At 71.2% G+C, this 25,446-nt stretch carries 24 protein-coding genes and 1 pseudogene; 8 read left to right on the forward strand and 17 right to left on the reverse strand.

Annotation, left to right across the window (positions count from 1 at the left end; all coding sequences use genetic code 11):
- Complete coding sequence (locus J2X36_RS18565; RefSeq protein WP_310352491.1) at positions 1 to 576, reverse strand: HTH domain-containing protein; 576 nt, start codon at positions 574 to 576, stop codon at positions 1 to 3.
- Positions 577 to 743: 167 nt separating this feature from the next.
- Positions 744 to 1,826 (reverse strand): replication protein RepA, encoded by a 1,083-nt coding sequence (locus J2X36_RS18570; RefSeq protein ID WP_310352494.1) that lies wholly within the window; start codon positions 1,824 to 1,826, stop codon positions 744 to 746.
- 818 nt (positions 1,827 to 2,644) lie between these two features.
- On the opposite strand from J2X36_RS18570, the gene mazG reads away from it, so the two are divergent.
- The gene (mazG, locus tag J2X36_RS18575) at positions 2,645 to 3,487 is read left to right on the forward strand and encodes a nucleoside triphosphate pyrophosphohydrolase (protein WP_310352498.1); all 843 of its coding nucleotides are present in this window, start codon (positions 2,645 to 2,647) and stop codon (positions 3,485 to 3,487) included.
- A gap of 84 nt (positions 3,488 to 3,571) precedes the next feature.
- On the opposite strand, the gene J2X36_RS18580 is transcribed toward mazG, so the two are convergent.
- The 5 genes from J2X36_RS18580 to pabB all read right to left on the reverse strand — a co-directional run bounded on the left by J2X36_RS18580 (position 3,572) and on the right by pabB (position 7,188).
- Positions 3,572 to 3,751, reverse strand: coding sequence for a hypothetical protein (locus J2X36_RS18580; protein ID WP_310352501.1), 180 nt, complete (start codon positions 3,749 to 3,751; stop codon positions 3,572 to 3,574).
- 87 nt (positions 3,752 to 3,838) lie between these two features.
- Complete coding sequence (locus tag J2X36_RS18585) at positions 3,839 to 4,342, reverse strand: DoxX family protein (RefSeq protein ID WP_405029815.1); 504 nt, start codon at positions 4,340 to 4,342, stop codon at positions 3,839 to 3,841.
- On the reverse strand, positions 4,339 to 5,181 hold the full coding sequence (locus J2X36_RS18590; RefSeq protein WP_310352505.1) for an aminotransferase class IV: 843 nt from the start codon (positions 5,179 to 5,181) through the stop codon (positions 4,339 to 4,341). Before J2X36_RS18590 ends, J2X36_RS18585 begins: the two co-directional genes overlap by 4 nt.
- The gene (locus J2X36_RS18595; RefSeq protein ID WP_132252821.1) at positions 5,168 to 5,809 is read right to left on the reverse strand and encodes an aminodeoxychorismate/anthranilate synthase component II; all 642 of its coding nucleotides are present in this window, start codon (positions 5,807 to 5,809) and stop codon (positions 5,168 to 5,170) included. Before J2X36_RS18595 ends, J2X36_RS18590 begins: the two co-directional genes overlap by 14 nt.
- Positions 5,806 to 7,188: an aminodeoxychorismate synthase component I gene (gene pabB, locus J2X36_RS18600; RefSeq protein ID WP_310352510.1), complete on the reverse strand. Its 1,383-nt coding sequence runs from the start codon at positions 7,186 to 7,188 to the stop codon at positions 5,806 to 5,808. The genes J2X36_RS18595 and pabB overlap by 4 nt, the downstream gene beginning before the upstream one ends.
- A 370-nt stretch (positions 7,189 to 7,558) precedes the next feature.
- Between pabB and rimO the strand changes: the two genes are divergently transcribed.
- A complete protein-coding gene (gene rimO, locus J2X36_RS18605; RefSeq protein ID WP_310352547.1) occupies positions 7,559 to 8,908 on the forward strand; it encodes a 30S ribosomal protein S12 methylthiotransferase RimO in 1,350 nt (449 codons plus the stop codon).
- Between the two features lie 82 nt (positions 8,909 to 8,990).
- Here rimO and J2X36_RS18610 read toward each other — a convergent pair whose 3' ends face one another.
- From J2X36_RS18610 to J2X36_RS18620, 3 genes are all read right to left on the reverse strand, one after another.
- Positions 8,991 to 9,197, reverse strand: coding sequence for a hypothetical protein (locus J2X36_RS18610; protein WP_132252826.1), 207 nt, complete (start codon positions 9,195 to 9,197; stop codon positions 8,991 to 8,993).
- 101 nt (positions 9,198 to 9,298) lie between these two features.
- Positions 9,299 to 9,949, reverse strand: a complete 651-nt coding sequence (gene pncA, locus J2X36_RS18615; RefSeq protein WP_132252829.1) for a bifunctional nicotinamidase/pyrazinamidase — start codon at positions 9,947 to 9,949, stop codon at positions 9,299 to 9,301.
- A 116-nt stretch (positions 9,950 to 10,065) separates the two neighbouring features.
- Positions 10,066 to 10,923, reverse strand: a complete 858-nt coding sequence (locus J2X36_RS18620; protein ID WP_310352512.1) for a LysR substrate-binding domain-containing protein — start codon at positions 10,921 to 10,923, stop codon at positions 10,066 to 10,068.
- A gap of 103 nt (positions 10,924 to 11,026) precedes the next feature.
- Between J2X36_RS18620 and J2X36_RS18625 the strand changes: the two genes are divergently transcribed.
- Both J2X36_RS18625 and J2X36_RS18630 read left to right on the forward strand, forming a co-directional pair.
- A complete protein-coding gene (locus J2X36_RS18625; protein WP_310352514.1) occupies positions 11,027 to 11,452 on the forward strand; it encodes a tautomerase family protein in 426 nt (141 codons plus the stop codon).
- A gap of 12 nt (positions 11,453 to 11,464) precedes the next feature.
- The gene (locus J2X36_RS18630) at positions 11,465 to 11,704 is read left to right on the forward strand and encodes a hypothetical protein (RefSeq protein ID WP_310352516.1); all 240 of its coding nucleotides are present in this window, start codon (positions 11,465 to 11,467) and stop codon (positions 11,702 to 11,704) included.
- A gap of 151 nt (positions 11,705 to 11,855) precedes the next feature.
- On the opposite strand, the gene J2X36_RS18635 is transcribed toward J2X36_RS18630, so the two are convergent.
- From J2X36_RS18635 to J2X36_RS18645, 3 genes are all read right to left on the reverse strand, one after another.
- Positions 11,856 to 12,809, reverse strand: a complete 954-nt coding sequence (locus J2X36_RS18635; protein ID WP_310352519.1) for a nucleotidyltransferase domain-containing protein — start codon at positions 12,807 to 12,809, stop codon at positions 11,856 to 11,858.
- On the reverse strand, positions 12,802 to 13,860 hold the full coding sequence (locus J2X36_RS18640; RefSeq protein ID WP_310352521.1) for an HD domain-containing protein: 1,059 nt from the start codon (positions 13,858 to 13,860) through the stop codon (positions 12,802 to 12,804). The genes J2X36_RS18635 and J2X36_RS18640 overlap by 8 nt, the downstream gene beginning before the upstream one ends.
- Positions 13,861 to 13,974: 114 nt before the next feature.
- Positions 13,975 to 14,946 (reverse strand): quinone oxidoreductase, encoded by a 972-nt coding sequence (locus J2X36_RS18645; RefSeq protein WP_310352523.1) that lies wholly within the window; start codon positions 14,944 to 14,946, stop codon positions 13,975 to 13,977.
- Between the two features lie 447 nt (positions 14,947 to 15,393).
- Here J2X36_RS18645 and J2X36_RS18650 point away from each other — a divergent pair, with 447 nt between their 5' ends.
- Together J2X36_RS18650 and J2X36_RS18655 are read left to right on the forward strand one after the other, a co-directional pair.
- The gene (locus J2X36_RS18650; RefSeq protein WP_310352525.1) at positions 15,394 to 16,638 is read left to right on the forward strand and encodes an FAD-dependent monooxygenase; all 1,245 of its coding nucleotides are present in this window, start codon (positions 15,394 to 15,396) and stop codon (positions 16,636 to 16,638) included.
- Between the two features lie 254 nt (positions 16,639 to 16,892).
- A complete protein-coding gene (locus J2X36_RS18655) occupies positions 16,893 to 17,237 on the forward strand; it encodes a hypothetical protein (RefSeq protein ID WP_310352527.1) in 345 nt (114 codons plus the stop codon).
- Positions 17,238 to 17,374: 137 nt separating this feature from the next.
- Here the strand turns inward: J2X36_RS18655 and mfd are convergent, their stop codons facing one another.
- Together mfd and J2X36_RS18665 are read right to left on the reverse strand one after the other, a co-directional pair.
- A complete protein-coding gene (gene mfd, locus J2X36_RS18660; RefSeq protein ID WP_132252845.1) occupies positions 17,375 to 20,968 on the reverse strand; it encodes a transcription-repair coupling factor in 3,594 nt (1,197 codons plus the stop codon).
- Positions 20,969 to 21,167: 199 nt separating this feature from the next.
- Positions 21,168 to 21,464, reverse strand: a complete 297-nt coding sequence (locus J2X36_RS18665) for a succinate dehydrogenase assembly factor 2 (protein ID WP_132252847.1) — start codon at positions 21,462 to 21,464, stop codon at positions 21,168 to 21,170.
- A gap of 235 nt (positions 21,465 to 21,699) precedes the next feature.
- Here J2X36_RS18665 and recG point away from each other — a divergent pair, with 235 nt between their 5' ends.
- Both recG and J2X36_RS18675 read left to right on the forward strand, forming a co-directional pair.
- Positions 21,700 to 23,844: an ATP-dependent DNA helicase RecG gene (recG, locus tag J2X36_RS18670; protein WP_310352532.1), complete on the forward strand. Its 2,145-nt coding sequence runs from the start codon at positions 21,700 to 21,702 to the stop codon at positions 23,842 to 23,844.
- Between the two features lie 200 nt (positions 23,845 to 24,044).
- Positions 24,045 to 24,341, forward strand: a complete 297-nt coding sequence (locus J2X36_RS18675; RefSeq protein ID WP_132252852.1) for a hypothetical protein — start codon at positions 24,045 to 24,047, stop codon at positions 24,339 to 24,341.
- A gap of 7 nt (positions 24,342 to 24,348) precedes the next feature.
- Here J2X36_RS18675 and J2X36_RS18680 read toward each other — a convergent pair whose 3' ends face one another.
- Together J2X36_RS18680 and J2X36_RS18685 are read right to left on the reverse strand one after the other, a co-directional pair.
- Positions 24,349 to 25,119 (reverse strand): DUF502 domain-containing protein, encoded by a 771-nt coding sequence (locus J2X36_RS18680; RefSeq protein ID WP_245516503.1) that lies wholly within the window; start codon positions 25,117 to 25,119, stop codon positions 24,349 to 24,351.
- 144 nt (positions 25,120 to 25,263) lie between these two features.
- Positions 25,264 to 25,446, reverse strand: a pseudogene (locus J2X36_RS18685) (glutamine--fructose-6-phosphate aminotransferase); the annotation flags it as partial.

Here is a 25,446-nt window from a genome sequence, read left to right on the forward strand (position 1 = left end):
TCATTCCTCGGCGAGCGCGTAGACGGCCTCGCCGAGGCGCCGGATCGGGCCGCCGGGGCCGGAGCGCTTCCACAGGCGCGTGTTGAGGGCCGCGACCGGGTCCTGCCCCGGCAGGACGAAGCCCCGGCGCCCGATCCGCTCCAGGATCTCGCCCGCGTGGAGCGGCCGGTCCGCCTCGGCAAGCGCCGCCAGAGCCGCCGCGATCAGGGCGCGCCCGTAGCGGCGGGCGGCGACCGGATCCTCCTCGAAGGCCACCGGCAGGGGGGCGGGAGGCCCCGCATCCGAGGGTGCAGGCGCCATCGGCCCGTCGTGAGGGCAACCGAATCCGGGCTCCGCATCGGCGGGGAGATCGGGCTCGGGGGGCCGAGCGGGGGCGGCCCGCGGCCTCGCCTCGCCCTGTTCGAGGGCGGGCTCGTCGACCGGATCAACCGGCTCCGAACCGACCCCTCCGGGGCCGCGCAGGCGGCGCCCGAGTTCGAGGTAGAGCGCGTGGTCCGCGATCAGCCGGTCGAGGGCCTCGCGCCGGCGCCGCAAGGCCGCGAGCCGATCCTCGATCTCCGCCTCCGAAGGGAACATCCGGCTTTCCATTCCGTCCATGCGCAGGGAATAACCGGCGCCGGATCATCCGGCAAGCGTTCCGTTCCTTATATTCCGTCTAACCGAGATGGCAGCGCGACGTGCGGCAACACCCGGAATACGGGTCGGTACCCCTTCAGTAATAAAACGTATATTCTGTACGTTCCCTAAGCGCGCTTCGCCTGCGGCTTCGGAGCGCGCGGCGGCACGAGGAGGGCGCTCGGATCGGCCGGCTGGAGGGTCATGCCGTTGTCGTCGAGGGCGATCGGCAGCCGCGGGAACACCTCGCAGAGATGGGCGAGGTCGGCCTTGAAGGCCTGGCGGAAACTGCGGATGCTGGCGTTCTCCGCCCCGAACTGACCGTGCAGGTTGTCCCAGGTCAGGCGCAGGGGCCGATGCAGGGCGCGCAGGCGGTAGCCGACCCAGAACAGCAGGTCGAGCTTGCGGGCCGAGCCGGAGAAGGCGCGGGCCGCCCGGATGTCGACCGGCAGGGCGTGCTGGATCAGGTTGTCGTAGAAATCCTGGTGGAACTCGACCGTCTTCGACCAGGCGAGGCCGTCGGGGCTCGCGCCGCGCCAGAGGTCGAGGCTCCGGAAGGGCGGCACGTTGAGGGTGCGGGCCCGCGCCTCCCCGTCCCAGAGGCCGATCTGCATGGTGCAGGCGGCCAGACGGTTGAGCTGCTCCTTGAACTGGCGGATCGTGCCGCGCTCGCCCCCCGTCACGGCGAACCCCATCTCGCGCATGAAGGCGGAGAGCGATTGCGCGACCTCGATCGTGGGGCTGCGCTGCCGCACGGCCTCGGTGCAGAGGTGCAGGAGCACGAGGCGGGCCTTGGGGCCGTAGGGGAGCCCCTGCGGCTCCATCTCGCCCGTCAGGGGGCTCTTGAGGCGCCCGGCCACGAGGCTCAGCGAGTTGCGGCCGTAGGTGCGGACGAATTCCCGCACCGGCCCGGGATCGCGGTAGGGCAGGCCGCAGAGCGCCAGCACCGAGTGGATGTGCTGCAGGTTCTCCGGGGCGGTCGGCTCGTTCTCGATGACCTCGCGGATCGCGTCGCGGCGGCGCGCGTCGCGGCCGAGGCGGGCGCGCCGGTTCTCGGCGGCGTCGCGCAACGCATGGGCCGCGTCCCGCTCGCGCTGGCGATGCAGGATGTGCTCGACGATCTGGCCGAACAGGAAGCCGCCGCGCGCCGCCTCGACCTCCGCCAGGAGATCGGCGTCGCGGATGCCGGCCAGTCTGTCCTCGATGCCCATCGTCATCCCGAAGATACCGAGCCCCGCCTCCTCCAGGCCCGCGGGCCCGGAGGCGGCGCGGCAGCTCAACCGTGAGGGGTTGGCGTCCACGCCGGAACCCGGCCCGCCTGATCCGGGCAGAGATGGCACGATTCGCGGGTCAGGAGTCCGAGCGCCCCCGGACGCGACGGCGGATCGCCGGGCTTATCCCGGATATTCACGCTTCTCCACGGGCCCCGGATCGGCCGGCGGAGATCCGGCGCCCTCCGCGAAGCCCGCGCAGAGTTCGATACGGGCGCCCGCCCGGGGGCCGGGCCGCGCAGAGTTCGATACGCCGGGCGGCTCCGGACTTGTCCCCATTCTCCACCGCTCCGACCCGGAATTCACGCCGAATCGCATACGCGATCACGCCGAATCCGATGCGCACCTCCGCGAACCACCCGCAGAATCCCATACGCGCCCGCGCAGACTCGTATGCGCATCCGCGCAGAGGCCCATACGGGAAAGTGGTCTATCCTCTTGAATGTAAGAGGGTTTCGCCCCTCCCATATAACTTGCTGAACTGACTCTCTGAGAATCCTTCCTGATAGGTTTCCTAAGGCGTCGGGGCAGCGTTCGTTTCAGCGAACGGTCGATCAGTGTCGCCTTTTCCAATGAGAATGAAGGGAATATACCGGAGTTTTCCCCATGCGCCCTCCCCTTGAAGCCGGTCGGCTGCGATCGATCCCTCGCGGATGTCAGGTGCGTCGGCGCAGCCGGTCCCTTAAGGAGCGTCGGCATCCCGGATGCGACCGGCCCTCCCCGCCCCCAGGATTGACCCGCCCTCCAGGACATTGCCGATGCCGCTGCTTGACGAGACACCGACCACCCGGCTCCTGCGTCTGATGGCCGAGCTGAGGGATCCCGAGCGGGGTTGCGCCTGGGACGTGGCGCAGAGCTTCGCCAGCATCGTCCCCTACACGCTGGAGGAGGCCTACGAGGTGGCCGACGCGATCGCGCGCGGGGATCTCGACGACCTGCGCGAGGAACTCGGCGACCTGCTGCTCCAGGTCGTCTTCCATGCGCGGATGGCCGAGGAGGCGGGCGCCTTCGGCTTCGACGACGTGGCGCGCACGATCGCCGAGAAGCTGGTACGGCGGCACCCGCACGTGTTCGACGCGCAAGGCCGGCTCCTGCCCGAGGCCGAGCGCCCGCGCGACCCGGCCGAGATCGAGCGGCTCTGGAGCGCGATCAAGGCCGAGGAGCGCGCCGCCCGCGGGGAGGGGGCGCGGCCGGCGGGGCCGCTCTCCGGCATCGCCCACGCGCTCCCCGCGCTCGCCCGGGCCGAGAAGATCTCGCGGCGGGCGGCCGGGTTCGGCTTCGACTGGCCGGACGCGGCCTCCGTGGTCGCCAAGGTCCGCGAGGAGACGGAAGAGGTGGCGGAGGCGCTCGCCGCCGGCGAGGCGGAGGCGGTGGCCGAGGAGATCGGCGACCTGCTCTTCGCCGTGGCGAACCTCGCCCGCCACGCGGGCGTCGATCCGGAGGAGGCCCTGCGCCGGGGCAACGTCAAGTTCGAGCGCCGCTTCACCGCCATGGCGGCCCGGCTCGAAGCGGCGGGCCGCGGGATCGCGGACAGCGACCTCGCGGCGATGGAGGCGGCCTGGGCCCTCGTGAAGCGGGAGGAGGGGGGCAAGGGCGCCTGAGGCCGGAAACGAGCTGGGCGTCTCCCCTCCCCGTCAGGCCGTCGGACCCACTCCCGCAAGGCGGGAAGGAGAGCGCGTCGCGCTCTACCCGCCCCCCTTCTTCGTCTTGCCAACCGCCTTGCCCGCCGCCTTGCCCGTCCGGTGCGGGGCCGGCCGCAGGCGCTGCAGAGCGGCTTCGATGGCGCGCTCGACATCCGCCTGCTCGGGAGGGGCGTCCGCGGCGGGCTCGAAGGTGGTCCGGTCCGGCGCGCGGCTCTTCGGCATGCGCGGTACCGTACCAGAAGCCGCGCGGCGGCGCGACGAGGGCCCCATCCCGCGGTTAAGAGGCCCTCTTGCGGACCGGGACACGTCTCACGGGATCCTGCGCTCCCTCACTCCCGGGATCCCGGAATCCCCGGATCCCGGCATCCCGTTCCGCCCTCCCCGCGACAGCCGACGGCCGAACGGCCAGTCGAGCACGCAGGCCGCGTAGAGCGCTGCCCAGACCAGCACCGGCTGAAAGGCGAGACGGGGCCCGTGGTACCACCAGCTCCGGGGCAGGCCCGCGACGGGCACGTTCTCGATCGCGTGCTTGATGTTGGCCGGCACCACGCAGATCGCGTAGAGGGCGAGCCCGATCCCCGCCGCACGGCGCAGGCGCGGGCTCATCAGGGCGAGGGCGCCGGCGATCTCGCACAGCCCCGTGAGCAGGATGACGAGGCGGGGGGCGGGCACCCAGCCCGGCATGATCGGCATCAGCCGGTCGGGGGCGGCGAGATGCACCGCTCCGACGAGCCCGTAGAGCAGGACGAGGGCGAGGCGGAGCCCGACGCGGACGGGCTGCGGGTCCGGCTGCGGAGCCCCCTGCCCCGTCACGGGCTCGTCCCGCACGCGTCGGCGATCCGCCGCCGCACGGCGTCGCGAAGGCCGGCGAAGGCGGTGCACGCGGCGCTGGCGAAGGCCCGCTCGCCGATCGCCGCGACGGGCGCCACGAGCCGGAGCGAGTTCGTGAGGAACACGGAATCGGCGCCCATGAGCTCCGGCAGGGTCAGCGAGCGCTCCTCCGGCACGAGGCCGAGGCCGGGGGCGAGCTGCTGGAGCTCGCTCCGGACGATGCCGGCCAGCACCCCGTCGGCGAGCGGCGGCGTCACTAGCCGGTCTCCGAACAGGGCGAAGAGGTTGCCGGTGCCGGCGCAGGCGACGCGCCCGCGCGTGTTGCAGAACAGGGCCTCGTCGAAACCGTGGGCGGCCGCCTCCCCGGCCGCCAGCACCGCGTCGAGATAGCCGAGGGTCTTGAGCCTCGAGGCCGGCGAGGTCTCGTTGCGGGCGATCTCCGTCGGGCGGAGCCTCAAAGGCGCGAAGAACAGGCTCGGTCCCAGCACGGCCGCGCTGGCGAACAGGGTCGGGCGGGGCTCGGCCGGCGGCTTCAGGCCCCGCGGGCCGGAGCCCCGCGTCGCCGTGGTGCGGATCGCGAGGGCGCCCTCCCCCGCGGCGGCGGCAAGGGCCGTCATCGCCTGCCCGATCCGCTCCGGATCGAGGCCGAAGCCGAGGGCCGCGGCGGAGGCCGCGAGCCGTGACCGGTGGGCCTCGGCGAAGACGACGCGCCCGTTCAGGGCGAGCGCGGTGTCGAACACTCCGTCGCCGAGCGTCAGACCGCGGTCGGCGAGGTCGAAGGGCGTGGGCCCCTCGGTGAGCCGCCCGTCAAGCCACAGCATCGCCGGGTGCCCGCACCGCCGGATGGTCGCCGCCGGCCTTCTTCCCCGCCCGCCAGTCGCGGGCGAGGCCGAGGAAGTTGTCGAACAGGGCGTGGCCGTTCTCGGTCAGCACCGATTCCGGGTGGAACTGGATGCCCCAGGTCGGATGGGTCCGGTGCGAGAGCGCCATCACCTCGCCCTCGGCCGAGACCGCATCGACGCTGAGATGACGCTCCATGCCGGGTTGGGGCGTCACGATCAGGGAGTGGTAGCGGCCCACCTGCATCGGCGCGGGCAGGCCCGTGAACAGCGCCCGGCCCGCGTGCGAGACGGGGGTCGCCTGCCCGTGGAGGGGACGCAGGGCCCGCTCGACCCTGCCGCCGAAGGCCGCGCCGATCGCCTGATGGCCGAGGCAGACCCCGAGGATCGGCACCTCGCCCGAGAGTTCGCGGATCGCCGGCAGCGAGATCCCGGCCTCGGCCGGCGTGCAGGGTCCGGGCGAGACCACGACGGCCTCCGGCTCCAGCGCCCGGATGCCCGCCACGTCGAGGGCGTCGTTGCGCGCGACCCGGACCGTGGCGCCGAGCTCTTCGAGGTAGCGGACCACGTTGAAGACGAAGGAATCGTAATTGTCGATGACGAGGATCATGAGGTCGGCTCGAAGGCCTCGAACACGCGGGCGGCCTTGGTCAGGGTCTCCTCGTATTCGGGGCCGGGCTCGGACAGGAGGGTGACGCCGCCGCCCGCCTGCAGCACGGCGGTCTGCGCGTCCATGAACACGGTGCGGATCGCGATCGAGGTGTCGAGCGAGCCGTCGAAGCCGACCCGGCCGATCGCCCCGCAATAGATCTCGCGGGCATCCCCCTCGATCTCGGTGATGATGTCCATGGCCCTGAGCTTCGGCGCGCCGGTGATGGAGCCGCCGGGGAAGGTCGCGGCAACGAGGTCGAGGGCGTCCAGCCCCTCCCGCAGGGTGCCCGTCACCACCGACACGAGATGGTGGACCGAGGCGTAGGATTCCAGGCCGCAGAGCGTCGGCACCCGGACGCTGTGGGGCTCGCAGATCCGCGAGAGATCGTTCCTCAGGAGGTCGACGATCATGATGTTCTCGGCCCGCTCCTTGGGGTTGGCCTGGAGCGCCTCGCCGAGCCGGCGATCCATCTCCGGGTCGGCCACGCGCCGGACGGTGCCCTTGATCGGGCGGGTCTCGACGTGGCGTCCCTCGAGCTTCAGGAAGCGCTCCGGCGAGCTCGACGCCACCGTCAGCCCCTCGAAGGCGAGGTAGGCGCCGAAGGTCGCCGGGTTCGTCTCGCGCAGGCGCAGGTAGAGGGCGAAGGGGTCGAAGCCCGGCGGCAGCCCGGCCGAGAAGCGCTGGGCGATGTTTGCTTGGTAGATGTCGCCCGCGCGGATGTAGTCGCGCACGGTTTCGACAGCGCACTCATACTCTTGCCGGGAAAAGTTCGAGTGCCACGCGAGGCGCGTCCGGGGCCCCGCCGGCCGCTCCGGCGGCGCGCTCGCGAGCGCTGCCGCGAAGGCGTCGAGGCGCGCGCGGGCCCGCGCCTCGCGCCGGGCGGGATCCCTCTCCGGAAAGCCCGTGGCGACGAGGCGGCAGGCGCCGGATTCGTGGTCGATCGTCAGCACCGTGTCGTAGAGGTTGAGCGCGATGTCGTCGGTGAGGCCGGCCCGGCGGGCCGGCCGCTCGACCCGCTCCAGCGCCTGGCCGAGATCGTAGGCGAAATAGCCGATGGCGCCGCCGGGGAAGGGGCTCCCTCCCGCCTGGGCGGAGAGGCGGTAGGGGGCGAGACAGGCCCGCAGGGCCGCGATCGGGCCGCCCGGGACCGCCCGCCCGTCGAGGCGCGCGACGCCGTCCCGGTAGCGGAAGCGCGCGAAGGGCGAGGCCGCCACGGTCGAGCTCCGCCCCAGCGTGTCGTGGTGCATCGCGCTGTCGAGGAAGGCGAGGTCGCCCAGCGGCGCGAGGCGCTCGGCCGCCGCGACGGGATCGATGAACGGGATCTCGACGGTCCACATGGGTCGAATTCGGTTCGTCCGCCTGTTCCGGGGCTCTCGCGCCGCCTCGCGACACGCCTCGCACAGGCGGTGCCGCGGGGGAAGCGGGGTGCGATGACGCCCCGCGCGGGGAGGATGCGTCGCCAGCGCATCCCTCCTCGCCCCCTCCCCTTCAGGTGGTGCTTGCGGAAGCGCCGGCAAACCCCTGATGCGAAACGGCAAAGCTTGACCTCAGCCCCGCGCCGCTGGCGGGGGCGCCCCGCCCGGGGCAGGCTCGCCCTCACGCCCGGATGCCTGTATAGGGGCTGTCCGAATCCCGTGCCCTGGCATCCGTCGCGGCCGGTCCGGCCTGAGCGCCGGGCCCGCGCGGACGCCTCTTTGCCGTATGCCGATGACCGCTTCCTCGTCACCCAAGACCGGCGCCCCGAAGGCCAGCGCGCCTCGGATCTCCTTCGTCTCCCTCGGCTGTCCGAAGGCGCTGGTCGATTCCGAGCGCATCCTCACGCATCTGCGGGCGGAGGGCTACGAGCTGTCGCGCCGCCACGACGGGGCCGACGTCGTCATCGTCAACACCTGCGGCTTCCTCGACTCGGCCAAGGCCGAATCCCTCGACGCGATCGGCCAGGCCATGGCCGAGAACGGGCGCGTCATCGTCACGGGCTGCATGGGCGCGCAGCCCGAGGAGATCCGCGACCGGTATCCGAACCTCCTGGCCGTCACCGGCCCCCAGGCCTACGAATCCGTGGTGGCTGCGGTCCACGAGGCGGTGCCTCCCGCCCACGACCCCTTCCTCGACCTGATCCCGCCGCAGGGGGTGAAGCTGACCCCGCGGCACTACGCGTATCTGAAGATTTCGGAGGGCTGCAACAACCGCTGCACCTTCTGCATCATCCCCTCGCTCCGGGGCGACCTCGTCAGCCGCCCGGCGGGCGACGTGCTCCGCGAGGCCGAGAAGCTCGTGAAGGCCGGCGTCAAGGAACTCCTCGTCGTCTCGCAGGACACGAGCGCCTACGGCGTCGACATCCGCTACGCGACGAGCCCCTGGCGGGACCGGGAGGTGCGCGCGCGCTTCGCCGATCTCGCGGCCGAACTCGGCACGCTCGGGGCCTGGGTGCGGCTGCACTACGTCTATCCCTACCCGCACGTGGACGAGGTCATCCCCCTGATGGCCGAGGGGCGTGTGCTGCCCTACCTCGACATGCCGCTCCAGCACGCGAGCCCGAGCGTGCTCAAGCGCATGCGCCGCCCCGGCAACCAGGAACGCCAACTGGAGCGCATCCGCCGCTGGCGGGAGATGTGCCCGGACCTCGCCATCCGCTCGACCTTCATCGTGGGCTTCCCCGGGGAGACGGAGGCCGAGTTCGAGGAACTGCTCGCCTGGATCCGGGAGGCCAAGCTCGAGCGGGTCGGCTGCTTCACCTACGAGCCGGTGAAGGGGGCGGTCGCCAACGACGTGGCGGCGCCCGTGCCCCCGGAGGTGCAGGCCGAGCGCAAGCGCCGCTTCATGGAGGCGCAGCAGGGGGTGTCGCTGCGCCTGCAGAAGGCGAAGGTCGGCAAGCGGCTTCCCGTGATCATCGACGAGGCGGGCCCGAGCGTCGCCCGCGGCCGCACCAAGTACGACGCGCCGGAGATCGACGGCAGCGTCCACGTCGCCTTCCGCCGCCCGGTGCGGGCGGGCGACATCGTCACCGTGAAGATCGAGGCGGCGGACGCCTACGACCTGCACGGGAGCGTGGTCTAGGGCGGCCCGCGCCCTCGGGATGGGCCGCCCTCCCGAACGCGGGCGTAGTGACCGGCCGCGCCGTCAGGCCGGCGCGGCGGCCTCACGCATTCTTGCGCGGGCGGTGGTTCGGGTCGACGCCGCCCTCCGGCGTCGTCTCGTTCTCGACGTCGCCCTCGAAGGTCGAATCCGCCTCCAGGTCCTCCGGGTCGCCGCCGGACATCGTCATGCCCTTCGAGGTGCCGATGCCCGGGTTGCCCTTGAGGTCGGCATCGGTCGGATGGTCCGTCTTCGGATGCTTCGTCGTCATGGGAATTCCTTGCGTGGGCCTGCCGGACCAACGCCGGCCGCGGGCGACCGGTCCCCGGAAGGATGCGGCGCATCGCCTCCCTGGATCCTGCGATCCCGGGATCAGGGCGGACCGGGATCGCAGGATCCGGTGAGGGCGCGGCTCGCGATGCGGGAAACGCCCGCCGCCGCCATGGTGGCCAGGGCGCGGTCGACCGAGCCGTCACGGTCGAGACCCGCGACCGCGTCCTCGACGAGAACCACCGCGAACCCGTCGGCCCGGGCGTCGAGGGCGCTCCAGAGCACGCAGAAATCGGTGGCGAGGCCGCACAGGAACAGGCGCTCGATTCCCCGCTCCCGCAGGTAGCCGGCGAGCCCCGTGCGGGTGGTGCGGTCGGCCTCGAGGAAGGCGGAGTAGCTGTCGACCTCCGGGGCGTGGCCCTTGCGGATGAGGAGGCCGGCGCGGCGGGCGTCGAGGTCGGGGGCGAGGTCGGCGCCCGGCGTACCCTGCACGCAATGGTCCGGCCACAGCACTTGGGGCCCGTAGGGCATCTCGACCGTGTCGTAGGGGGCCTTGCCCGGGTGGCGGGTCGCGAAGGAGGCGTGGTCGCGCGTGTGCCAGTCCTGCGTGACGACGACGTGGGGGAAGATCGCGATCATCCGGTTGATCGGTGCGATCACGTTTCGACCCCCCGGGACGTTGAGCGCGCCACCGGGCAGGAAGTCGTTCTGGACGTCGATGACGAGGAGCGCGTCGCTCTGCGCGAGGAGCAGGGAAAGCCTCCTGACCGGTGGTTCGGGCCCGGGATCACGGGATACACGGATCCGGTGATCCCGTCCTCCCCGGATCCGGTGATCCTGTCCTCCCCGGATCCGGGGATCCCGCGATCTCAGGCCGCCTCCCGCTCCCGCGGCGCCCCGGCCGCGCGGAAGGCCGCCGCGAGGATGTCGCGGGTCCGGCCGTCCTGGCGGGTCAGCAGCACGACCCGGGTCCCGGGCAGGGGCGGCAGCCCCGCCTCCCGCGCGACGCAGCCCGCGGGCAGGTGGCGCGCGCCGAAGGGCGCGAGGCCGAGCCCCGCCCGCACCGCCGCCTGCAGGGCGGTCACCGAGCCGCCGGAAAAGGCGTGGCGCCAGGGCAGGCCCGCCGCCTCGAGGGCCTGGATGGCCGCCGCCTTGACGCCGCAGGGGCCGCTGAGGCTGACGAGCGGCACCGGCTCGCCCGGGCTCCAGTCGAGGCCGGGCGCCGCGGCCCAGACCAGCGCGTCCGTGAAGAGCGGCGTGCCCTCGCGCCGCTCCCCCTCCTCGCGGATGACGGCCACCTCCGCCTCGCCCCGGTCGTAGGCCTCGCGCATCGCCGACGAGAGGCCGACCGTCACGTCGGGCACGAGCCGGGGCAGGGCCGCCCGCAGCGAGGCGAGCGCCGCCGCGAGATGGCCGCCCACCGCGTGGTCGCTCACCGCGAGCCGCAGGCTCGCCCGCCCCGCCCCGTCCGCGAGCTCCGCCCAGGCGCGGTCATGCGCGGCGAGGATGGCGCGGGCATGGGGCAGGAGGCGTGCGCCCTCCGGCGTCAGGCCCACCGCCCGCGGCGTGCGGGCGAGCAGGCGCCGCCCGACCCCCGCCTCCAGCCGCGCGATGCGCAGCGAGATCGCCGATTGCGTCGCGCCGAGGCAGGTGCCGGCGGCGGTGAAGCTCTTCAGGTCGGCCGCCACGAGGAAGGCGCGGAGCTGGTCGAGGTCGAGGGTGCGCATGCCAAACATTTCAAACACAAATCTCTGAAAGCGCAACAACGCGTTTCTCAAATCACCGCGCCGGGCGCAGGGTCGTGACCGTCACCGCACAGGAGCCGGTCCCATGCCCATCATCACCGTCAAGGTCGCCCCCCGCAGCCCCGTGCCCGACCTGGAGCGGGCGGTCGCCACCCTCGCCGCGCGGGCCTCCACCGAGTGCCTGCGCAAGCGCGCCGACCTCACGGCCGTCGTCGTCGAGCGGGTCGATCCCGCGGCCTGGTTCGCCGGGGGGCCGAGCCTCGCCGATCAGGGTCGGTCGAGCTACTGGCTGGAGATCCGGGTCGTCGACGGCACCAACACCAAGGAGGAGAAGGAGGCCTTCCTCGCCGCGATCCACGACGGGATGGGCCGGCTCCTCGGCGACCTGCACCCGGAGAGCTACGTCCACGTGGCGGAGGTGAGCGCCGACGCCTACGGCTTCGGCGGCCTGACCCAGGAGCGCCGCTTCATCGCGGGCCGGCTCGGCGTCCCGCCGGCCGCGGCCGCCTGAGGGGCGGCGGCGATGCCGCCCCGTCTGCCGGCCGCCGTGCTGGCGCGTCCCGACTCGGCTCGGATCATGGCCGAGGCGCCCTCCCCGGCCGCTGGCCCTTCGCCAGCCGAGGTCTTCGAGGCCGTCCGCCTCGTCGCGGCCCTCCTGCTCGCAGGACTCCTCGCCCTCACCCTAGCGCTGCGCCAGGCGGGCCCGGCCGAGGGTTTGCCGCTGCCCGCGGAGCCGGCGGCCTGGGCCTGCCTCACGGCGTGAGAGGGGGATGCCGTGAACGCCGCTCGGTTTGCTCCTTGGTCAGCGATCCGGGCGGCACTCGAATGCCCTCCCGATCGGCCCCCGGAACGCGTGGACATCCGCCGCGATCAGGAGCGGTCGAGAACCCCACCCCGAAAATGCGTCACCCCGTCTAAAATATCACCGCCCGCCGAATCGGGTGAGTGCTATCGAATGTATTCTCAAACAATTTCAGCAGTTCGCGCGTAAAATGATGACCTTCGTTTTTGAGATCGCGGAAGACGACGTCTGTCGACCGATCTTCTCGCTTCAGCTGCTCCAGCTGGGCTCTCACCTCGTTCGACTCGAATTGTTCAAGGAAGTAGTTGTAGCTCTTCAGGACATTATTCATCTGGGCCTTTCCGCAGATGTCGATCATGCGGTCGATCACAGGAATCTCGAACAAGTCGGCGAGAAAGCGAACTTTGCGGTCACGAACCCGGTCAGCTGTTGCCGCAACACTGAAAAGACCACTCGCATAAAGCAACTTGCGTGAAAATACGAGCTTTATATTACGGATCCCCCAAGGCTTCGACCCTTCGGAGGTTTTGAATTCGTAATCTGTCGCAACGGTCCGATAATACCGAATGATATCGTTGAGCAAGAAGAGTGCAAGTTGATGATCCGTAATCTTGTCATTGATATAGCGTTCCAGAATTTCAACTCTGAATCGTCGCAGCCCCTGTGCATTGAACAGAGGCTCGCCTTCAAGGAGAAAGAGCATTCGGCGAGTCAGCTTCTGGTTTGTATCTTGGTCCCCACCGATATTGGCGAGCATCGCCCGGTCATTCTCGACTTTTGCGAAAGCGCCACCGGGTGACGGCTCGACGCTCACGATGCGTTGAATCACCTGCCTGACATCGTCCATCCAGGTCGGCGCGATCCCCGGTTCTTCGAGGGCGGTGCCACCGCCGGCGCGGGTTATGACGAAAAAATCGATGTCCGACTGAGCGGACGCTTCGCGCCGGGCGTAGGATCCGCACGTGAGGACGATCTCGTCATCAGGCACGATTGGTTTTAATACAATTCTCAGTTGTTCCAGCGTGGTTTCCGAGTGATTCTTGCATCGAGAGAGTGCATCATCCATCGAAGAAGGTTCTTCGTCCTTCCTGATCCTTTTCAAGGAGCCCGGACTCGTCCAGGATTAGGAAAGCAGGCGATTTTGTCTGTCGATATCGTGAATGATCATTTTTGCTGTAAAAATCAACTGCGTCGTCGATATAGAAACGCCGTTCTGCATATGGAACGGGAAAGTGGATTTTGTTTGAGCAGGTTTGGATGAAGTTCTTGCTTGTAAGGAGCTTGCGCAGCTCGGGCAGCTTCTCGAAGAGGCCGGTTTCCGTAGAGAAGAAATCGTTTCGGGAAAACAGCGCCAGATGATCTTCCATGATCTGTTTGCATATTCGATCGGCGAGCACGCCGACCTGCGAATTGACCAGCTTCGTATAGACCAGATCCTTATGAAGCCAGAAGGCATCGACGGTTCGGCGCGATCGGTCGCCGCAGCGCTCGATGGCAGCGCGTACGACGGCATCGGGTCTCAGGTTTGTCGCTGCATTCTTGATGTAAGAATAAGATCGCAGAATTCCCTCGATGGTGTCGAAATTGATAGGCCCGGAGAAGAATCCATCAAATGAATTTTCCTCTCCATTTATTACAGAAAGAACTCGATCTATATTGACATTTCTCCATTTCAGGATGGCACGTAAATCCTCCCCGATCTTTGCTGTACCGGTGATGATTTCCTCGGTCGCCTTATGATGTTCGATCCCAAAATACTCAAGGAAAACGCTTTCCAGTGAGTGCGAAAGTGGAGCATGCCCGATATCGTGTAGAAGTGCGGCAATGCAGATCGTCTGCCGCTCCTTGATATCGAGTCCTTTGATGTCGGCGTATATCGTCGCGAGATATGCTACGCCGACACTGTGCTGGTAGCGTGTGTATCGGATGCGCTTTGCGTTCGGAGATCGAACGACGACGAAATCGATGCCTCCGAGAAACCGGATGTCGTGAAGCCGTTTGAAGGCCACGCTGGACATGATGTCCTGCAAGACCGCGTCGCCCAGCAGAAAGCGGCCGGGATCGACGGGACTGCCATAGTCGTAGGACGAAGTCTTTGCCCAGCCTGACGACTTCAAGTGGCTGACCTCATCGTGAGATTAGGACGCGGGCTGATGGAGGCGGATAGCCTCCATCATTCCGTGAAACGCGGGCGGCTGTCACCTCCCGCCTTGGGGTCTCAGGAACAGATGTCACGGCTCCATCACGGTCGAGCCGGTCGTCTCGCGGCCGGCGAGGTCGCGGTGGACCTGCTGGGCCTCGGCCAGCTTGTAGCGGGCGTTGACGGGGATCCTCACCGCCCCGCTCCGGACGGCGCCGAACAGGTTCTCGGCCATCGCGTCGAGGACCGGGCGCTGGCTGGAGAAGGTGAAGAGCGTCGGGCGGATCGCGTAGAGCGAGCCCTTCTGGGCGAGGAGGCCGATGTCGAAGGCGTCGATGGCGCCCGAGGCCGAGCCGAAGCTGACGAAGGTGCCGAGCGGGGACAGGCAGTCGAGGGAGGCGGGGAAGGTCGCCTTGCCGACGCCGTCGTAGACGACCGGCACGCCCTTGCCGCCGGTGATCTCCCGCACGCGCGCCGCGAAATCCTCCTCGCGATAGAGGATGACGTGGTCGCAGCCATGGGCCTTGGCGAGCTCCGCCTTCTCCGGCGTGCCCGCCGTGCCGATCACGGTGGCGCCGAGGTGCTTGGCCCATTGGCAGGCGATGAGGCCGACGCCCCCGGCCGCGGCGTGGAACAGGATCGTGTCGCCCGGCTTCACCCGGTAGACCCGGTGCAGCAGGTACTCGGCGGTCAGCCCCTTCAGCATCATCGCCGCGGCGGTCGCGTCGTCGATTCCCTCGGGCACGTGCACGGCCGCCGCCGCGGCGATCACGGGCTCCTCGGCGTAGGTGCCCTCGGCCGAGCCGTAGGCGACGCGGTCGCCCACCTGGAAGCCGGTCACGCCCGCGCCCACCGCCGTCACCGTGCCCGCGCCCTCCTTGCCCGGGGTGAAGGGGAGCTGCGCCGCCTTGTAGGCGCCGGTGCGGAAGTAGATGTCGATGAAGTTCACGCCGATCGCGCCCTGGCGTACCCGGATCTGGCCCGGCCCGGGCTCGGGCAGCGGCACGTCCTCGTACGCCATCACCTCGGGGCCGCCGTATGCGTGAACCCGGATCGCCTTCATCGTGAGCTCCTGACCATGGGGGCCTGTCCGTTCCGAGATAGGGCGGAGCGGGCCAGGGCAAGGACGCATCCCTGCCCCGCCGCGCGGACCCGAGGCAAGCGCCCCGCATACCCGAAACCTGTGCAGAGCCCCGCGGGCAATTGTGTATTTTTAGACAGTTTCCGGTCAGGATGCCCCGGACCGGGCCGCCTTGTTCCGGTCGTCTGCGCCCGCCGGCCTCGAAACCCCTCAGATGGCCGGCGGGCGCAGATCGGCGACCGCGCGGCAAGGCGCGATTCTCCGGCGCGATCCCCCAGGGCGGTCGCTCGGCGCGATCTCCTGCGCATCCGATGGGCCGCGGGCGCGCTCCGCGACCCCGGGACGATGTGACAGGCGGGCGCCCGGCCCCTAGATCTCCGCGGGACCCGATCCCGAAGCCGGCGCTCCGCCGCGTGAGGATGCCCCGCCGTGCCCGATTCCGCTCCCGCCCCCCTGCCCCGCTCCGAGCCCGGCCCCCACGCCGTCGCGGTGGTGGGCGCGGGCGCGGCCGGGCTCTCGGCGGCCCTGGCGCTGGCGCGGGCGGGCATCGCCACGGCGCTCGTCGGCCGCCACGCGCCGGTGGCGGACGGGCGCACCGTCGCCCTCCTCGACGGCTCGGTGCGCTTCCTCGAGGCCCTCGGGGCCTGGGAGGCGCTGCGGGACCACGCGGCGCCGCTCGCCGAACTGCACATCGTCGACGATACCGGCAGCCTGTTCCGGCCGCCCCCGGCCCGGTTCCGGGCCGGCGAGATCGGGCTCGCCGCCTTCGGCTGGAACGTCGAGAGCGCCCGCCTCGTCGAGGGCCTGCGGGAGGCGGCCCGCGGGGCCGCGAACCTCACCCTGATCGAGCGCGACGTGGCGGGCTTCGCGGCCGGCGAGGCGGCGGCCCGGCTGACCCTGGAGGACGGGGCCGGCCTCGACGCGCGGCTCGTGGTCGCCGCCGATGGCGGGCGCTCGCGCCTGCGGGCGGCCTCCGGCATCCGGGTGCGGGACTGGTCCTATCCGCAGGGCGCGGTGACGACGCTGCTGGCCCATGCGCGCCCGCACCGGGACGTCTCCACCGAGTTCCACACCCGGGCCGGCCCCTTCACCCTGGTGCCGCTGCCGGGCGGCCACCGCTCCAGCCTCGTCTGGGTCACGGGCGAGGGCGCGGCGCGCCGCCTGTCGGACCTCGACGATGCCGCCCTCGCGCTGGCCGCCGAGCGGCAGGCGCAAGGGCTGCTCGGGCGGATGCGGATCGACGGGCCGCGCGGCCTCGTGCCGATGCGGGGGCTCTCGGTGGGCACCCCCGTGGCGCACCGCCTCGCCCTGATCGGCGAGGCGGCCCACGTCTTCCCCCCGATCGGCGCGCAGGGCCTCAACCTCGGCCTGCGCGACGCGGCGGCCCTGCGCGACGCCGTCGTCGCCGCGGCCCGGGACGGGCGCGATCCCGGCGCCCGGAGCGCGCTGTCCGGCTTCGCGCGGGCGCGCAGCCTCGATGCGGCCCTGCGCACGGCCGCGGTCGACGCCCTCAACCGGAGCCTGCTCACTCCCTTCCTGCCCCTCGACGCCCTGCGCGGCGCCGGGCTCCTCGCCATGACGACGATCGGCCCCTTGCGCCGGGCGGTCATGCGCGAGGGGGTCCTGCCCCGCCTCAACGCGCCGGAGCTGATGCGCGGGCCGGCACGGCCCTGAGCGGCGGGACCGCGCGATCGGCCGCCCTCGTCGGCACGGGCGCGCCGGCCCGGGGCCTGCCGCCCCGGTCCCCGCCCCCCGCAATGAACAGGAACGGCGCCGCCTCGCCCCCGCCCGGGGCGGTGGTTCATCTCGCGCTCAGGTGAGGTCGGCATCTTTCGCACTGCAATCTCGCCGGCGAACCAATCCCGCCCCAGCGTGTTATTGCTAGGGTCCCTTCCCAAGGGACGCGCGATGAGATAACGCTGAAGCTTATGGGTGCGCTGCAACAAGTCCTTGTTGTCGACGACGGCCACCGCGCCGTCGATCATTCCCTTGCTGCGGAGCTCGCCGAGCTCGGCTACGCGAGCGTCACGGCCTCGCTCGAAGCGGCCGAGGACGTGCTCGCGGTGATCGCCCGCCCCGCCGCCATCCTGCTCCAGACCCCGGCCCGCGGCGGCTCCGCCTTCGCCGAGCGCGCCGCCGCCCTGCGCGCCCAGATGCGCGATGCCGGCATCCCCGTCCTCGTCGTGGACGAGGCCGCGGGCGCCCGCAGCGGCGCACCCGTCGACCTGAAGAGCCGCATCGGCCCCTACGTCCTCAACGAGCCGGACCTCTAGCGCACCGCCGCCGCGCGCGTCCCGCGAGCCCGCCTCGGGGGCGGAGAACGTGCTCAGGTTCCGCGCGAGGATCGGGCCGTAAGGCCCTCGCCCCGCTCCCTGTTCTCCCTCATCGACACGTCGCGAGGCGGCCCCGGTCAGGCCGCCTTCCTGCCCTTGCGCCCCGCGATCTTGGCCAAGCTCCGCAGGATCTGCGTCGTGATCTTCAGGCGCTCCGGCACCGTGTCGAGCTCGCGGATGAAGACGATGCTCATGTCGGGCCGGACCTTGGCGAAGGAGCCCTGCTCGGCGACGAAGGCCACGAGCCCCGGCGGGTTGGCGAAGGCCCGGTCGCGGAAGTGGATGACGACGCCCTTCGGGCCGGCCTCGACCTTCTCGACGTTCGTGTCGCGGCACAGGATCTTGATCGTCACGATCTTGAGGAGCTGCTCCACCTCCGGCGGCAGCGGCCCGAACCGGTCGATCAGCTCGGCCCCGAAGCTCTCCATCTCGGCATCGTTCTCGATCGTCGAGAGGCGCCGGTAGAGGCCGAGGCGCACCGTGAGGTCCTCGACGTAATCCTCCGGGATGGTGACGGGGGCGCCGAGCGCGATGGTGGGCGACCACGCCTCCTCCACCGGCTCGTCGATGCCCGCCTTCAGCGCGGTGACCGCATCCTCCAGCATCTGCTGGTAGAGCTCGTAGCCGACCTCCTTGATGTGGCCGGATTGCTCGTCGCCGAGCAGGTTGCCGGCGCCGCGGATGTCGAGGTCGTGGGAGGCGAGCTGGAAGCCCGCGCCCAGCGTGTCGAGGCTCTGGAGCACCTGCAGCCGCTTCTCGGCCTGGACCGTGAGCTGGCGGTTCGCCGGCGTGGTGAAGAGCGCGTAGGCCCGCGCCTTCGAGCGGCCGACGCGGCCGCGGAGCTGGTAGAGCTGGGCCAGCCCGAACATGTCGGCCCGGTGGACGATCAGCGTGTTGGCGGTCGGGATGTCGAGGCCCGATTCCACGATCGTGGTCGAGAGGAGCACGTCGAACTTGCCCTCGTAGAAGGCCGTCATCACGTCCTCGAGCTGGCCCGCCGCCATCTGGCCGTGGGCGACCGCGACCTTGATCTCGGGCATCTCGGCATCGAGGAAGCGCTTCACCTCGGCGAGGTCCTCGATGCGCGGCACCACGTAGAAGGCCTGGCCCCCGCGGTAGCGCTCGCGCAGGAGCGCCTCGCGGATCAGCAGGGGGTCGAAGGGCGTCACGAAGGTGCGCACGGCGAGGCGGTCGACCGGGGGGGTCGCGATGATCGAGAGTTCGCGCACGCCCGTCATGGCGAGCTGGAGGGTGCGCGGGATCGGGGTCGCCGAGAGCGTCAGCACGTGGACGTCGCTCTTGAGCGCCTTCAGCCGCTCCTTGTGGGTGACGCCGAAATGCTGCTCCTCGTCCACGATGATGAGGCCGAGATCCTTGAAGGTGACCGCCTTGGCGAGCAGCGCGTGGGTGCCGACCACGATGTCGACGGTGCCGTCGGCGAGCCCCTCGCGGACCTTCTTGAGGTCCCCGCTCGACACGAAGCGGGAGGCCTGCGCCACCTGGACGGGCAATCCCTTGAAGCGCTCGGCGAAGGTCCGGTAGTGCTGGCGGGCCAGCAGCGTGGTGGGCACCACCACCGCCACCTGACGCCCCGAGATCGCCGCCGCGAAGGCGGCGCGGAGCGCCACCTCGGTCTTGCCGAAGCCGACATCGCCGCAGACGAGCCGGTCCATCGGCCGGCCCGCATTGAGGTCGTCGAGCACCGCCTCGATGGCGTTGCCCTGGTCCTCGGTCTCCTCGAAGGGGAAGCGGGCGGCGAACTCGCCGTAGAGCCCCTCCGGCGCGACGAGGCGGGGGGCGGGCTTCACGAAGCGCTCGGCCGCGATCTTGATGAGCGCGCCCGCCATCTCGAGGATGCGGCGCTTCATCTTGGCCTTGCGGGCCTGCCAGGCGCCGCCGCCGAGCCGGTCGAGGGGCACCTCGGCATCCTCGGAGCCGTAGCGGGTCAGAAGCTCGATGTTCTCCACCGGCAGGAGCAGCAGGCCGCCGGTATATTGCAGCTCCAGGCAATCGTGCGGCGCGCCCGCCGCCGTGATGGTCTTGAGGCCGACGAAGCGGCCGATGCCGTGGTCGGCATGTACCACGAGGTCGCCCGGCTGCAGCGCCTGCACCTCCAGGATGACGTCCTGCGGGCGCTTGGCCTTGCGCTTGGCGCGCACCAGCCGGTCGCCGAGAATGTCGCCCTCGGCCACGACCGCGAGCTGGCCCGCCGTGAACCCGGCCTCGAGCCCCCAGACCGCGACCGCGACATCCGTGCCGCGCTTCAGGGCGTAGACGTCCGACAGCCGGGTGATCGCGACCGGCTTCTTCAGGCCGTGGTCCGACAGCACGCCGCAGAGCCGGTCCCGGGAGCCGTCGGACCAGGATCCGAGGATCACGTGATGACCGGATCCCTGCAGGTCGCGCACATGCGCCACCGCGGCGTCGAAGACGCTCGCCGATTCCTCGGCGCGCTCGGGCGCGAAGCTGCGCCCCGGCTGGCCCTCGCAATCGATGACGGCGCGATCCGCGCTCTCGGGCAGGGCGAAGGGCGTGAGCCGGGCCACGCTCGCGCCGGCGACGCGCTCCTTCCACTCGTTCGGGGTGAGGTAGAGGGCGCGCGGCGGCAGCGGCTTGTAGGGCGCGACGCCGGCCTGGGGCGTCTTGAGCGCGCCCTCGCGGGCCTGGAAGTAATCCTGGACGAGGGCGAGGCGCTCGGCCACCGCCTCCTCGACCTGCGCGTCGAACACCAGCGGCACGCCCGCGACGTAGTCGAACAGCGTGTCGAGATGGTCGTAGAAGAGCGGCATCCAGTGCTCGAGCCCGGCGTAGCGGCGGCCCTCGCTCACCGTCTCGTAGAGGCGGTCGTCCCGGGTCGCGGCGCCGAAATTCTGGATGTAGCCCTGGCGGAAGCGCCGGATCGTCTCGGTGGTGAGCTGCACCTCGCTCATCGGCACGAGGTCGAGGGAGCGCAATTGCCCGATCGTGCGCTGGGTCTCCGGATCGAAGGCGCGGATCGATTCGAGCGTGTCGCCGAAGAAGTCGAGGCGGATCGGGTTCGGCAGGCCCGGCGGCGACAGGTCGAGGATGCCGCCGCGCACGGCGTACTCGCCGGTGTCGCGCACGGTGCCGGTGCGCAGGAAGCCGTTCGCCTCGACCCAGGCCGTGACCTTGTCCATCGACACGACGTTGCCGATCGCCGCCGAGAAGGTCTCGACCGCGATGCGCTCCCGCGGCGGCACCCGCTGCACGAGGGCGTTGACGGTGGTGCAGAGGATGCGGGGGTTCTCCTCGGAGGAGCGCGAGCGGGTCAGCCGCGAGAGCGCCGTCATCCGCTGCGCGGCGATGGCGGAATTGGGCGAGACCCGGTCGTAGGGCTGGCAGTCCCAGGCCGGCACGCTCATGATCTCGATCTCGGGCGCCACGAAGCGGAGCGCCGTCTGGAAGGCGTTCGAGCGCCCGGAATCGCGCGCCACGTGGACCAGCACCGCCGGCCCCTCGAAGCCCTGGCCGAGCGCGCGCGCGAGATCGGCCACGACGAGGGCGTCGAAGCCTTCCGGCACGCGGGAGAGCGTCGGGCTGTCGCCGCGCTTGAGCGCCTCCAGCGCCTTCGCGAGGGGGCCGGATTTCGGCAGGGCGAAGCGGGCGGCCTGCGGCTTCGGGGCGGAGGGTTTCGGGGCGGGTTTCGACATGAAGGGGATGGGGGTCGCTTCGTTCTGCTGGCAGCGTGAATAACTCGGCGCCGGCGCGATCGGCGCCGACGCGCTCCCTCTCCCGTGCGGGAGAGGGCTGGGGTGAGGGGGCGCGCTCCGGCTGACGCGCATCCCTCACCCGGTGCGCTGGCGCGCATGCGACCTCTCCCGGACGGGAGAGGCGGGAGACCGAGCCGCGTCAGCTATGGATCGGCGCGTCGTGCCGGTGGAACGATCGCAGCCGCCGGTAGACCGGCGTGTCGTAGTTTCCCGGCACCTCCGCCTCGCCGGTGAGCCAGCGGAACAGGTCGCGGTCGGGCACCTCGATCAGCGCCTCGAACTCCGCGAGCTCCGCCTCGCTCAAGCGGCCGATCTCGGCATCGGCGAAGCGGCCCATGATCAGGTCCATCTCGCGGATGCCGCGGTGCCAGGCCCGGTAGAGGGTGCGGCGGCGGCGCGGATCGAGATCCGCGCTGGTGCGGGTGGTGCCGGACATGGAGCGAACCTTGGAGCCAATCTTGGGAGCCAAACCCGTGATGCCGTGATCCGGGGATCCACGGATCCCTGAATCCCCTGATCCCTGGAGCGACGGATTGCAAGGACGGCTTGCGCCGCCTCGCCGCGATTCTGGAAGCTGTGCCGCAGCGGGAGCCGGGCCGGATCCAGTATATAAGGTCGACCGCCCGCGGCACCATCCTCGAAGGCCGCGTCCCCGCCCCCGCCGCTTCCGCATGACCGACGCCCCTGCCCCGACGCCGCTCCGGCCGACCATCCTCGACCCGCTCTTCGCCCCCGCCCGGACCCTGCCCGGAATCGGCCCGAAGGTCGCGCCCCTGATCGAGCGGCTTCTCGGCAGCCCCGAGCAGGCGGCCCGCATCGTCGACCTGCTGTTCCACCTGCCGCAGGGGGGCGTGGCGCGCCAGATGAAGGGCTCGATCGCCGAGGCGCCGCCGGGCGAGCCCGTCACCCTCGGCGTCACGGTCGTGGCCCACCGGCCGCCGCAGCCCGGGGCCGGGAGGCGCCCGCACCGGGTGCTGGTGGAGGATGCCACCGGCGACATCTCCCTCGTCTTCTTCGGCATGCCGCGGGCGCGGATCGAGAAGATGCTGCCGCTCGGCAGCCACCGCTACGTCTCGGGCCGGATCGACCTCTGGGACGGGCACCGGCAGATGGTGCACCCCTCCCGCGTCACCGACGAGGCCGGGCTCGCCGCCCTCCCCGCCGTCGAGCCGATCTACGGGGCGACGGAGGGGCTGACCTCGCGGGCGATCTCGAAGCTCGCCCACGCCGCCCTCGACCGGCTGCCGGTGCTGCCCGAATGGCAGGACCCGGCCTGGCTCGCCCGCCAGGGATGGCCCGCCTTCGCCGACGCCCTGCGGGCCGAGCACCGGCCCGAGGAGGCGCCCCCACCCCGGCGGGAGGGCGCGGAGGCCCCGCCCCGGCCGCCCGCCCGCCAGCGCCTCGCCTACGACGAATTGCTCGCCTCGCAACTGGCGCTCGCCCTGCTGCGGGCCCGCCAGCGCCGCAAGCCCGGCCGGGTCAATGCCGGCGACGGGCACCTCGCCGGCCGGATCGAGGCCGGCCTCCCCTTCGGGCTGACGGGCGCGCAGGCCCGCGCGGTGGCCGAGATCCGGGCGGACCTCGCCAGCGACCGGCGCATGCTGCGCCTCCTCCAGGGCGATGTCGGCTCCGGCAAGACGGCGGTGGCGCTGCTCGCCATGGCGCATGCCGTCGAGGCGGGGCGGCAGGCGGCCCTGATGGCGCCGACCGAGATCCTGGCCCGCCAGCATCACGAGCGGCTGCGCCCGCTCGCCGGCCCCTTGCGCCTGCGCCTGATGACGGGGCGCGACCGGACGGCGGAGCGGCGCGCGACGCTCGCCGACCTCGCCGAGGGCCAGATCGACATCCTCGTCGGTACCCACGCCCTGTTCCAGGAGAGCGTGGTGTTCCGCGATCTCGGCCTCGCGGTGGTGGACGAGCAGCACCGCTTCGGCGTGCACCAGCGCCTCGCGCTCGGCGCCAAGGGCGAGGCGGTCGACTTCCTCGTGATGACCGCGACGCCGATCCCGCGGACCCTGGCGCTCACCTTCTTCGGCGACATGGACGTCTCGGTCCTCGACGAGAAGCCCGCCGGCCGCCAGCCGATCCGGACGATCACGATCCCCGTGGAGCGCATCGACGAGGTGGTGGCGGGGCTGGAGCGGGCGCTGGCGCGGGGCGAGCGGGTCTACTGGATCTGCCCGCTCGTCGCCGAATCCGAGTTCGTCGACCTCGCCGCCGCGCAGGAGCGGTTCGAGGATCTGGCGGGCCATTTCGGGGCGGCGGTCGGCCTGATCCACGGCAAGATGCCGGGGCCGGACAAGGACGCGGCGATGGAGCGCTTCGCGGCCGGCACGACCCGGATCCTCGTCTCCACCACCGTGGTCGAGGTCGGCGTCGACGTGCCGGAGGCGACCATCATGGTGATCGAGCATGCGGAGCGCTTCGGCCTCGCCCAGCTCCACCAGCTGCGCGGGCGGGTGGGCCGCGGCTCGGCCGCCTCCTCCTGCCTGCTGCTCTACCGGGGGCCGCTCGGCCAGGTCGCCCGGGCCCGGCTCGAGATGATGCGCGACAGCGAGGACGGCTTCCGGATCGCCGAGGAGGATCTGCGCCTGCGCGGCGAGGGCGAGGTGCTGGGCACCCGCCAGTCGGGCCTCGCCGCCTTCCGCCTCGCGAGCCTGGAGAGCGACGGCGGCCTGCTGGAGGCCGCCCGCGACGATGCCCGGCTCGTGGTCGAGCGCGACCCCGGCCTCCGGAGCGAGCGGGGGCAGGCCCTGCGCGTGCTCCTCTACCTGTTCGAGCGGGAGGCCGCGATCCGCCTGCTCGGAGCCGGTTAAGGTTCGTTCACGATTTCCGTGCGTCCTGTGGCCTCCGGGTGAACCCGCGAGCCTCGTTCATCTGCCATACAGATCCGGGGTTGCGGCCGAGGCTGCGGAACGGCATCATCCCTTGCCGCGTTCGTGTCCCATTCTTAACTGAACATGAACGAAGGGTTGATTCGTTCAGCCCAACCGTCGGAGATGTGGAGGCTAAGCCGATGACCGGACCGTTCCTGCGCCTGCCGGGCTCTGCGGAGGGCTGGGACGCCCATTCAGGCGAACCGTGGCTCCTGCCGATCTCCGACACGAACGACGTGCCGGCCGATTCGGGCGCGGATGCGATCGCGCAGGCCGTCCGTCAGGCCTCCCGCCCCCTATGGATCGCGGCCCACGGCCTCTGCCTCGCGCTGGGCCTGCTCCTCGCCGTCGAGACCGCCACGGGCTGGATGAGCCCCGGCGCCCCGCAGCCGAGCGCCGTCAAGGCGCCCGTCGTCGCCACCGCCAGCGCCTCCTAAGGCCCCTTCAGGCGTCCTGCCGCTCGGGCGCGGCCGCCGCGCCGACCTGAGCGGCCCGCAGCCCCGCCGCCATCGCCTGCAGGCGCGTCTGCGGATCCTCGGGCTGGATCACGCCGGCCGACATGACGAGCTTGGCGGCGTCGTCGACGCTGATCCCCACCTCGATGATCTCCGTGCGCGGCAGGTAGAAGAAGAACCCCGTCGTCGGGTTCGGTGCGCAGGGCAGGAACACGCCGACGTAGTCGTGGCCGGGCGGCAGCGCCCCCTGGATGTCGGTGGCGGCCGGGGCCGACAGGAACACCACCGACCACGTCCCCTTCACGGGGAATTCCACGAGCCCGACCGTGCGGAACGAGGTGCCGTTCGCCGAGAACAGGGTCTCGAAGATCTGCCGCAGCCCCTTGTAGAGCCCCGAGATCACGGGGGTGCGCGCGAGCAGCACCTCGCCGAACTCGATGACGCTGCGCCCGACGAGGTTGGCCGTGAGGAAGCCGAGCAGCGTCACCGCCACGAAGGCGATGACGAGGCCGAGGCCCGGGATCGAGAAGGGCAGGTAATGGTCCGGCAGGTAGCTCGCCGGCACGAGCGGCTTCACCCAGCCGTCGATGAGGGTGATGAACCACCACGTGATGTAGATCGTGATGGCGAGCGGCCCCGCCACGATGATGCCCGTGAGGAAGTAGGTCCGCAGCCGGCCGCGGACGCTGACGCGGCGGCGCTGGCGGGCGGGATCCATCTCCGGGAGCGGCGGCTGGATCGGCGGGACGGGTGGCGCCACGGGTTCACTTTCGCGAGCGGGCCGGCGGGCCCGGGTTCCGAAGGCCCCGGCCTCCGCCGGGACCGCCCCGGGGCAGAGAGGTAGCGGCTGGCGCCGATCCGCTCAAGGGCGGCGCCGCCCCGCCGTCCCTCCGCCGCGACGGGCCTATTCGACCGTGACGGACTTGGCGAGGTTCCGCGGCTGGTCGACGTCTTTGCCCATGACCACCGCCGTGTGGTAGGCGATCAACTGGATCGGCACCGCGTAGACGATCGGCGCGATCACCGGGTCGAGAGCCGGCATCGTCAGCGTCGCCAGCGTCTCGAGGCCCGCCTCCGCCGCCCCCTT

Source organism: Methylobacterium sp. BE186, assembly GCF_031457035.1.
In the GTDB taxonomy this organism is placed as follows: domain Bacteria; phylum Pseudomonadota; class Alphaproteobacteria; order Rhizobiales; family Beijerinckiaceae; genus Methylobacterium; species Methylobacterium segetis.

Bases quoted from the DNA above. Each gene is read 5' to 3' on its own strand.
- J2X36_RS18590 (WP_310352505.1), bottom strand. From the start codon at position 5,181: ATGCTGTGGCTTGACGGGCGGCTCACCGAGGGGCCCACGCCCTTCGAC.
- J2X36_RS18625 (WP_310352514.1), top strand. From the start codon at position 11,027: ATGCCCATCATCACCGTCAAGGTCGCCCCCCGCAGCCCCGTGCCCGAC.
- recG (WP_310352532.1), top strand. From the start codon at position 21,700: ATGACCGACGCCCCTGCCCCGACGCCGCTCCGGCCGACCATCCTCGAC.
- J2X36_RS18570 (WP_310352494.1), bottom strand. From the start codon at position 1,826: ATGGGCATCGAGGACAGACTGGCCGGCATCCGCGACGCCGATCTCCTG.
- mfd (WP_132252845.1), bottom strand. From the start codon at position 20,968: ATGTCGAAACCCGCCCCGAAACCCTCCGCCCCGAAGCCGCAGGCCGCC.
- J2X36_RS18635 (WP_310352519.1), bottom strand. From the start codon at position 12,809: ATGGATGATGCACTCTCTCGATGCAAGAATCACTCGGAAACCACGCTG.
- J2X36_RS18645 (WP_310352523.1), bottom strand. From the start codon at position 14,946: ATGAAGGCGATCCGGGTTCACGCATACGGCGGCCCCGAGGTGATGGCG.
- J2X36_RS18610 (WP_132252826.1), bottom strand. From the start codon at position 9,197: ATGACGACGAAGCATCCGAAGACGGACCATCCGACCGATGCCGACCTC.
- mazG (WP_310352498.1), top strand. From the start codon at position 2,645: ATGCCGCTGCTTGACGAGACACCGACCACCCGGCTCCTGCGTCTGATG.
- J2X36_RS18595 (WP_132252821.1), bottom strand. From the start codon at position 5,809: ATGATCCTCGTCATCGACAATTACGATTCCTTCGTCTTCAACGTGGTC.
- J2X36_RS18565 (WP_310352491.1), bottom strand. From the start codon at position 576: ATGTTCCCTTCGGAGGCGGAGATCGAGGATCGGCTCGCGGCCTTGCGG.
- J2X36_RS18665 (WP_132252847.1), bottom strand. From the start codon at position 21,464: ATGTCCGGCACCACCCGCACCAGCGCGGATCTCGATCCGCGCCGCCGC.
- J2X36_RS18620 (WP_310352512.1), bottom strand. From the start codon at position 10,923: ATGCGCACCCTCGACCTCGACCAGCTCCGCGCCTTCCTCGTGGCGGCC.
- J2X36_RS18630 (WP_310352516.1), top strand. From the start codon at position 11,465: ATGCCGCCCCGTCTGCCGGCCGCCGTGCTGGCGCGTCCCGACTCGGCT.
- J2X36_RS18580 (WP_310352501.1), bottom strand. From the start codon at position 3,751: ATGCCGAAGAGCCGCGCGCCGGACCGGACCACCTTCGAGCCCGCCGCG.
- J2X36_RS18655 (WP_310352527.1), top strand. From the start codon at position 16,893: ATGGGTGCGCTGCAACAAGTCCTTGTTGTCGACGACGGCCACCGCGCC.
- J2X36_RS18675 (WP_132252852.1), top strand. From the start codon at position 24,045: ATGACCGGACCGTTCCTGCGCCTGCCGGGCTCTGCGGAGGGCTGGGAC.
- rimO (WP_310352547.1), top strand. From the start codon at position 7,559: ATGACCGCTTCCTCGTCACCCAAGACCGGCGCCCCGAAGGCCAGCGCG.
- pabB (WP_310352510.1), bottom strand. From the start codon at position 7,188: ATGTGGACCGTCGAGATCCCGTTCATCGATCCCGTCGCGGCGGCCGAG.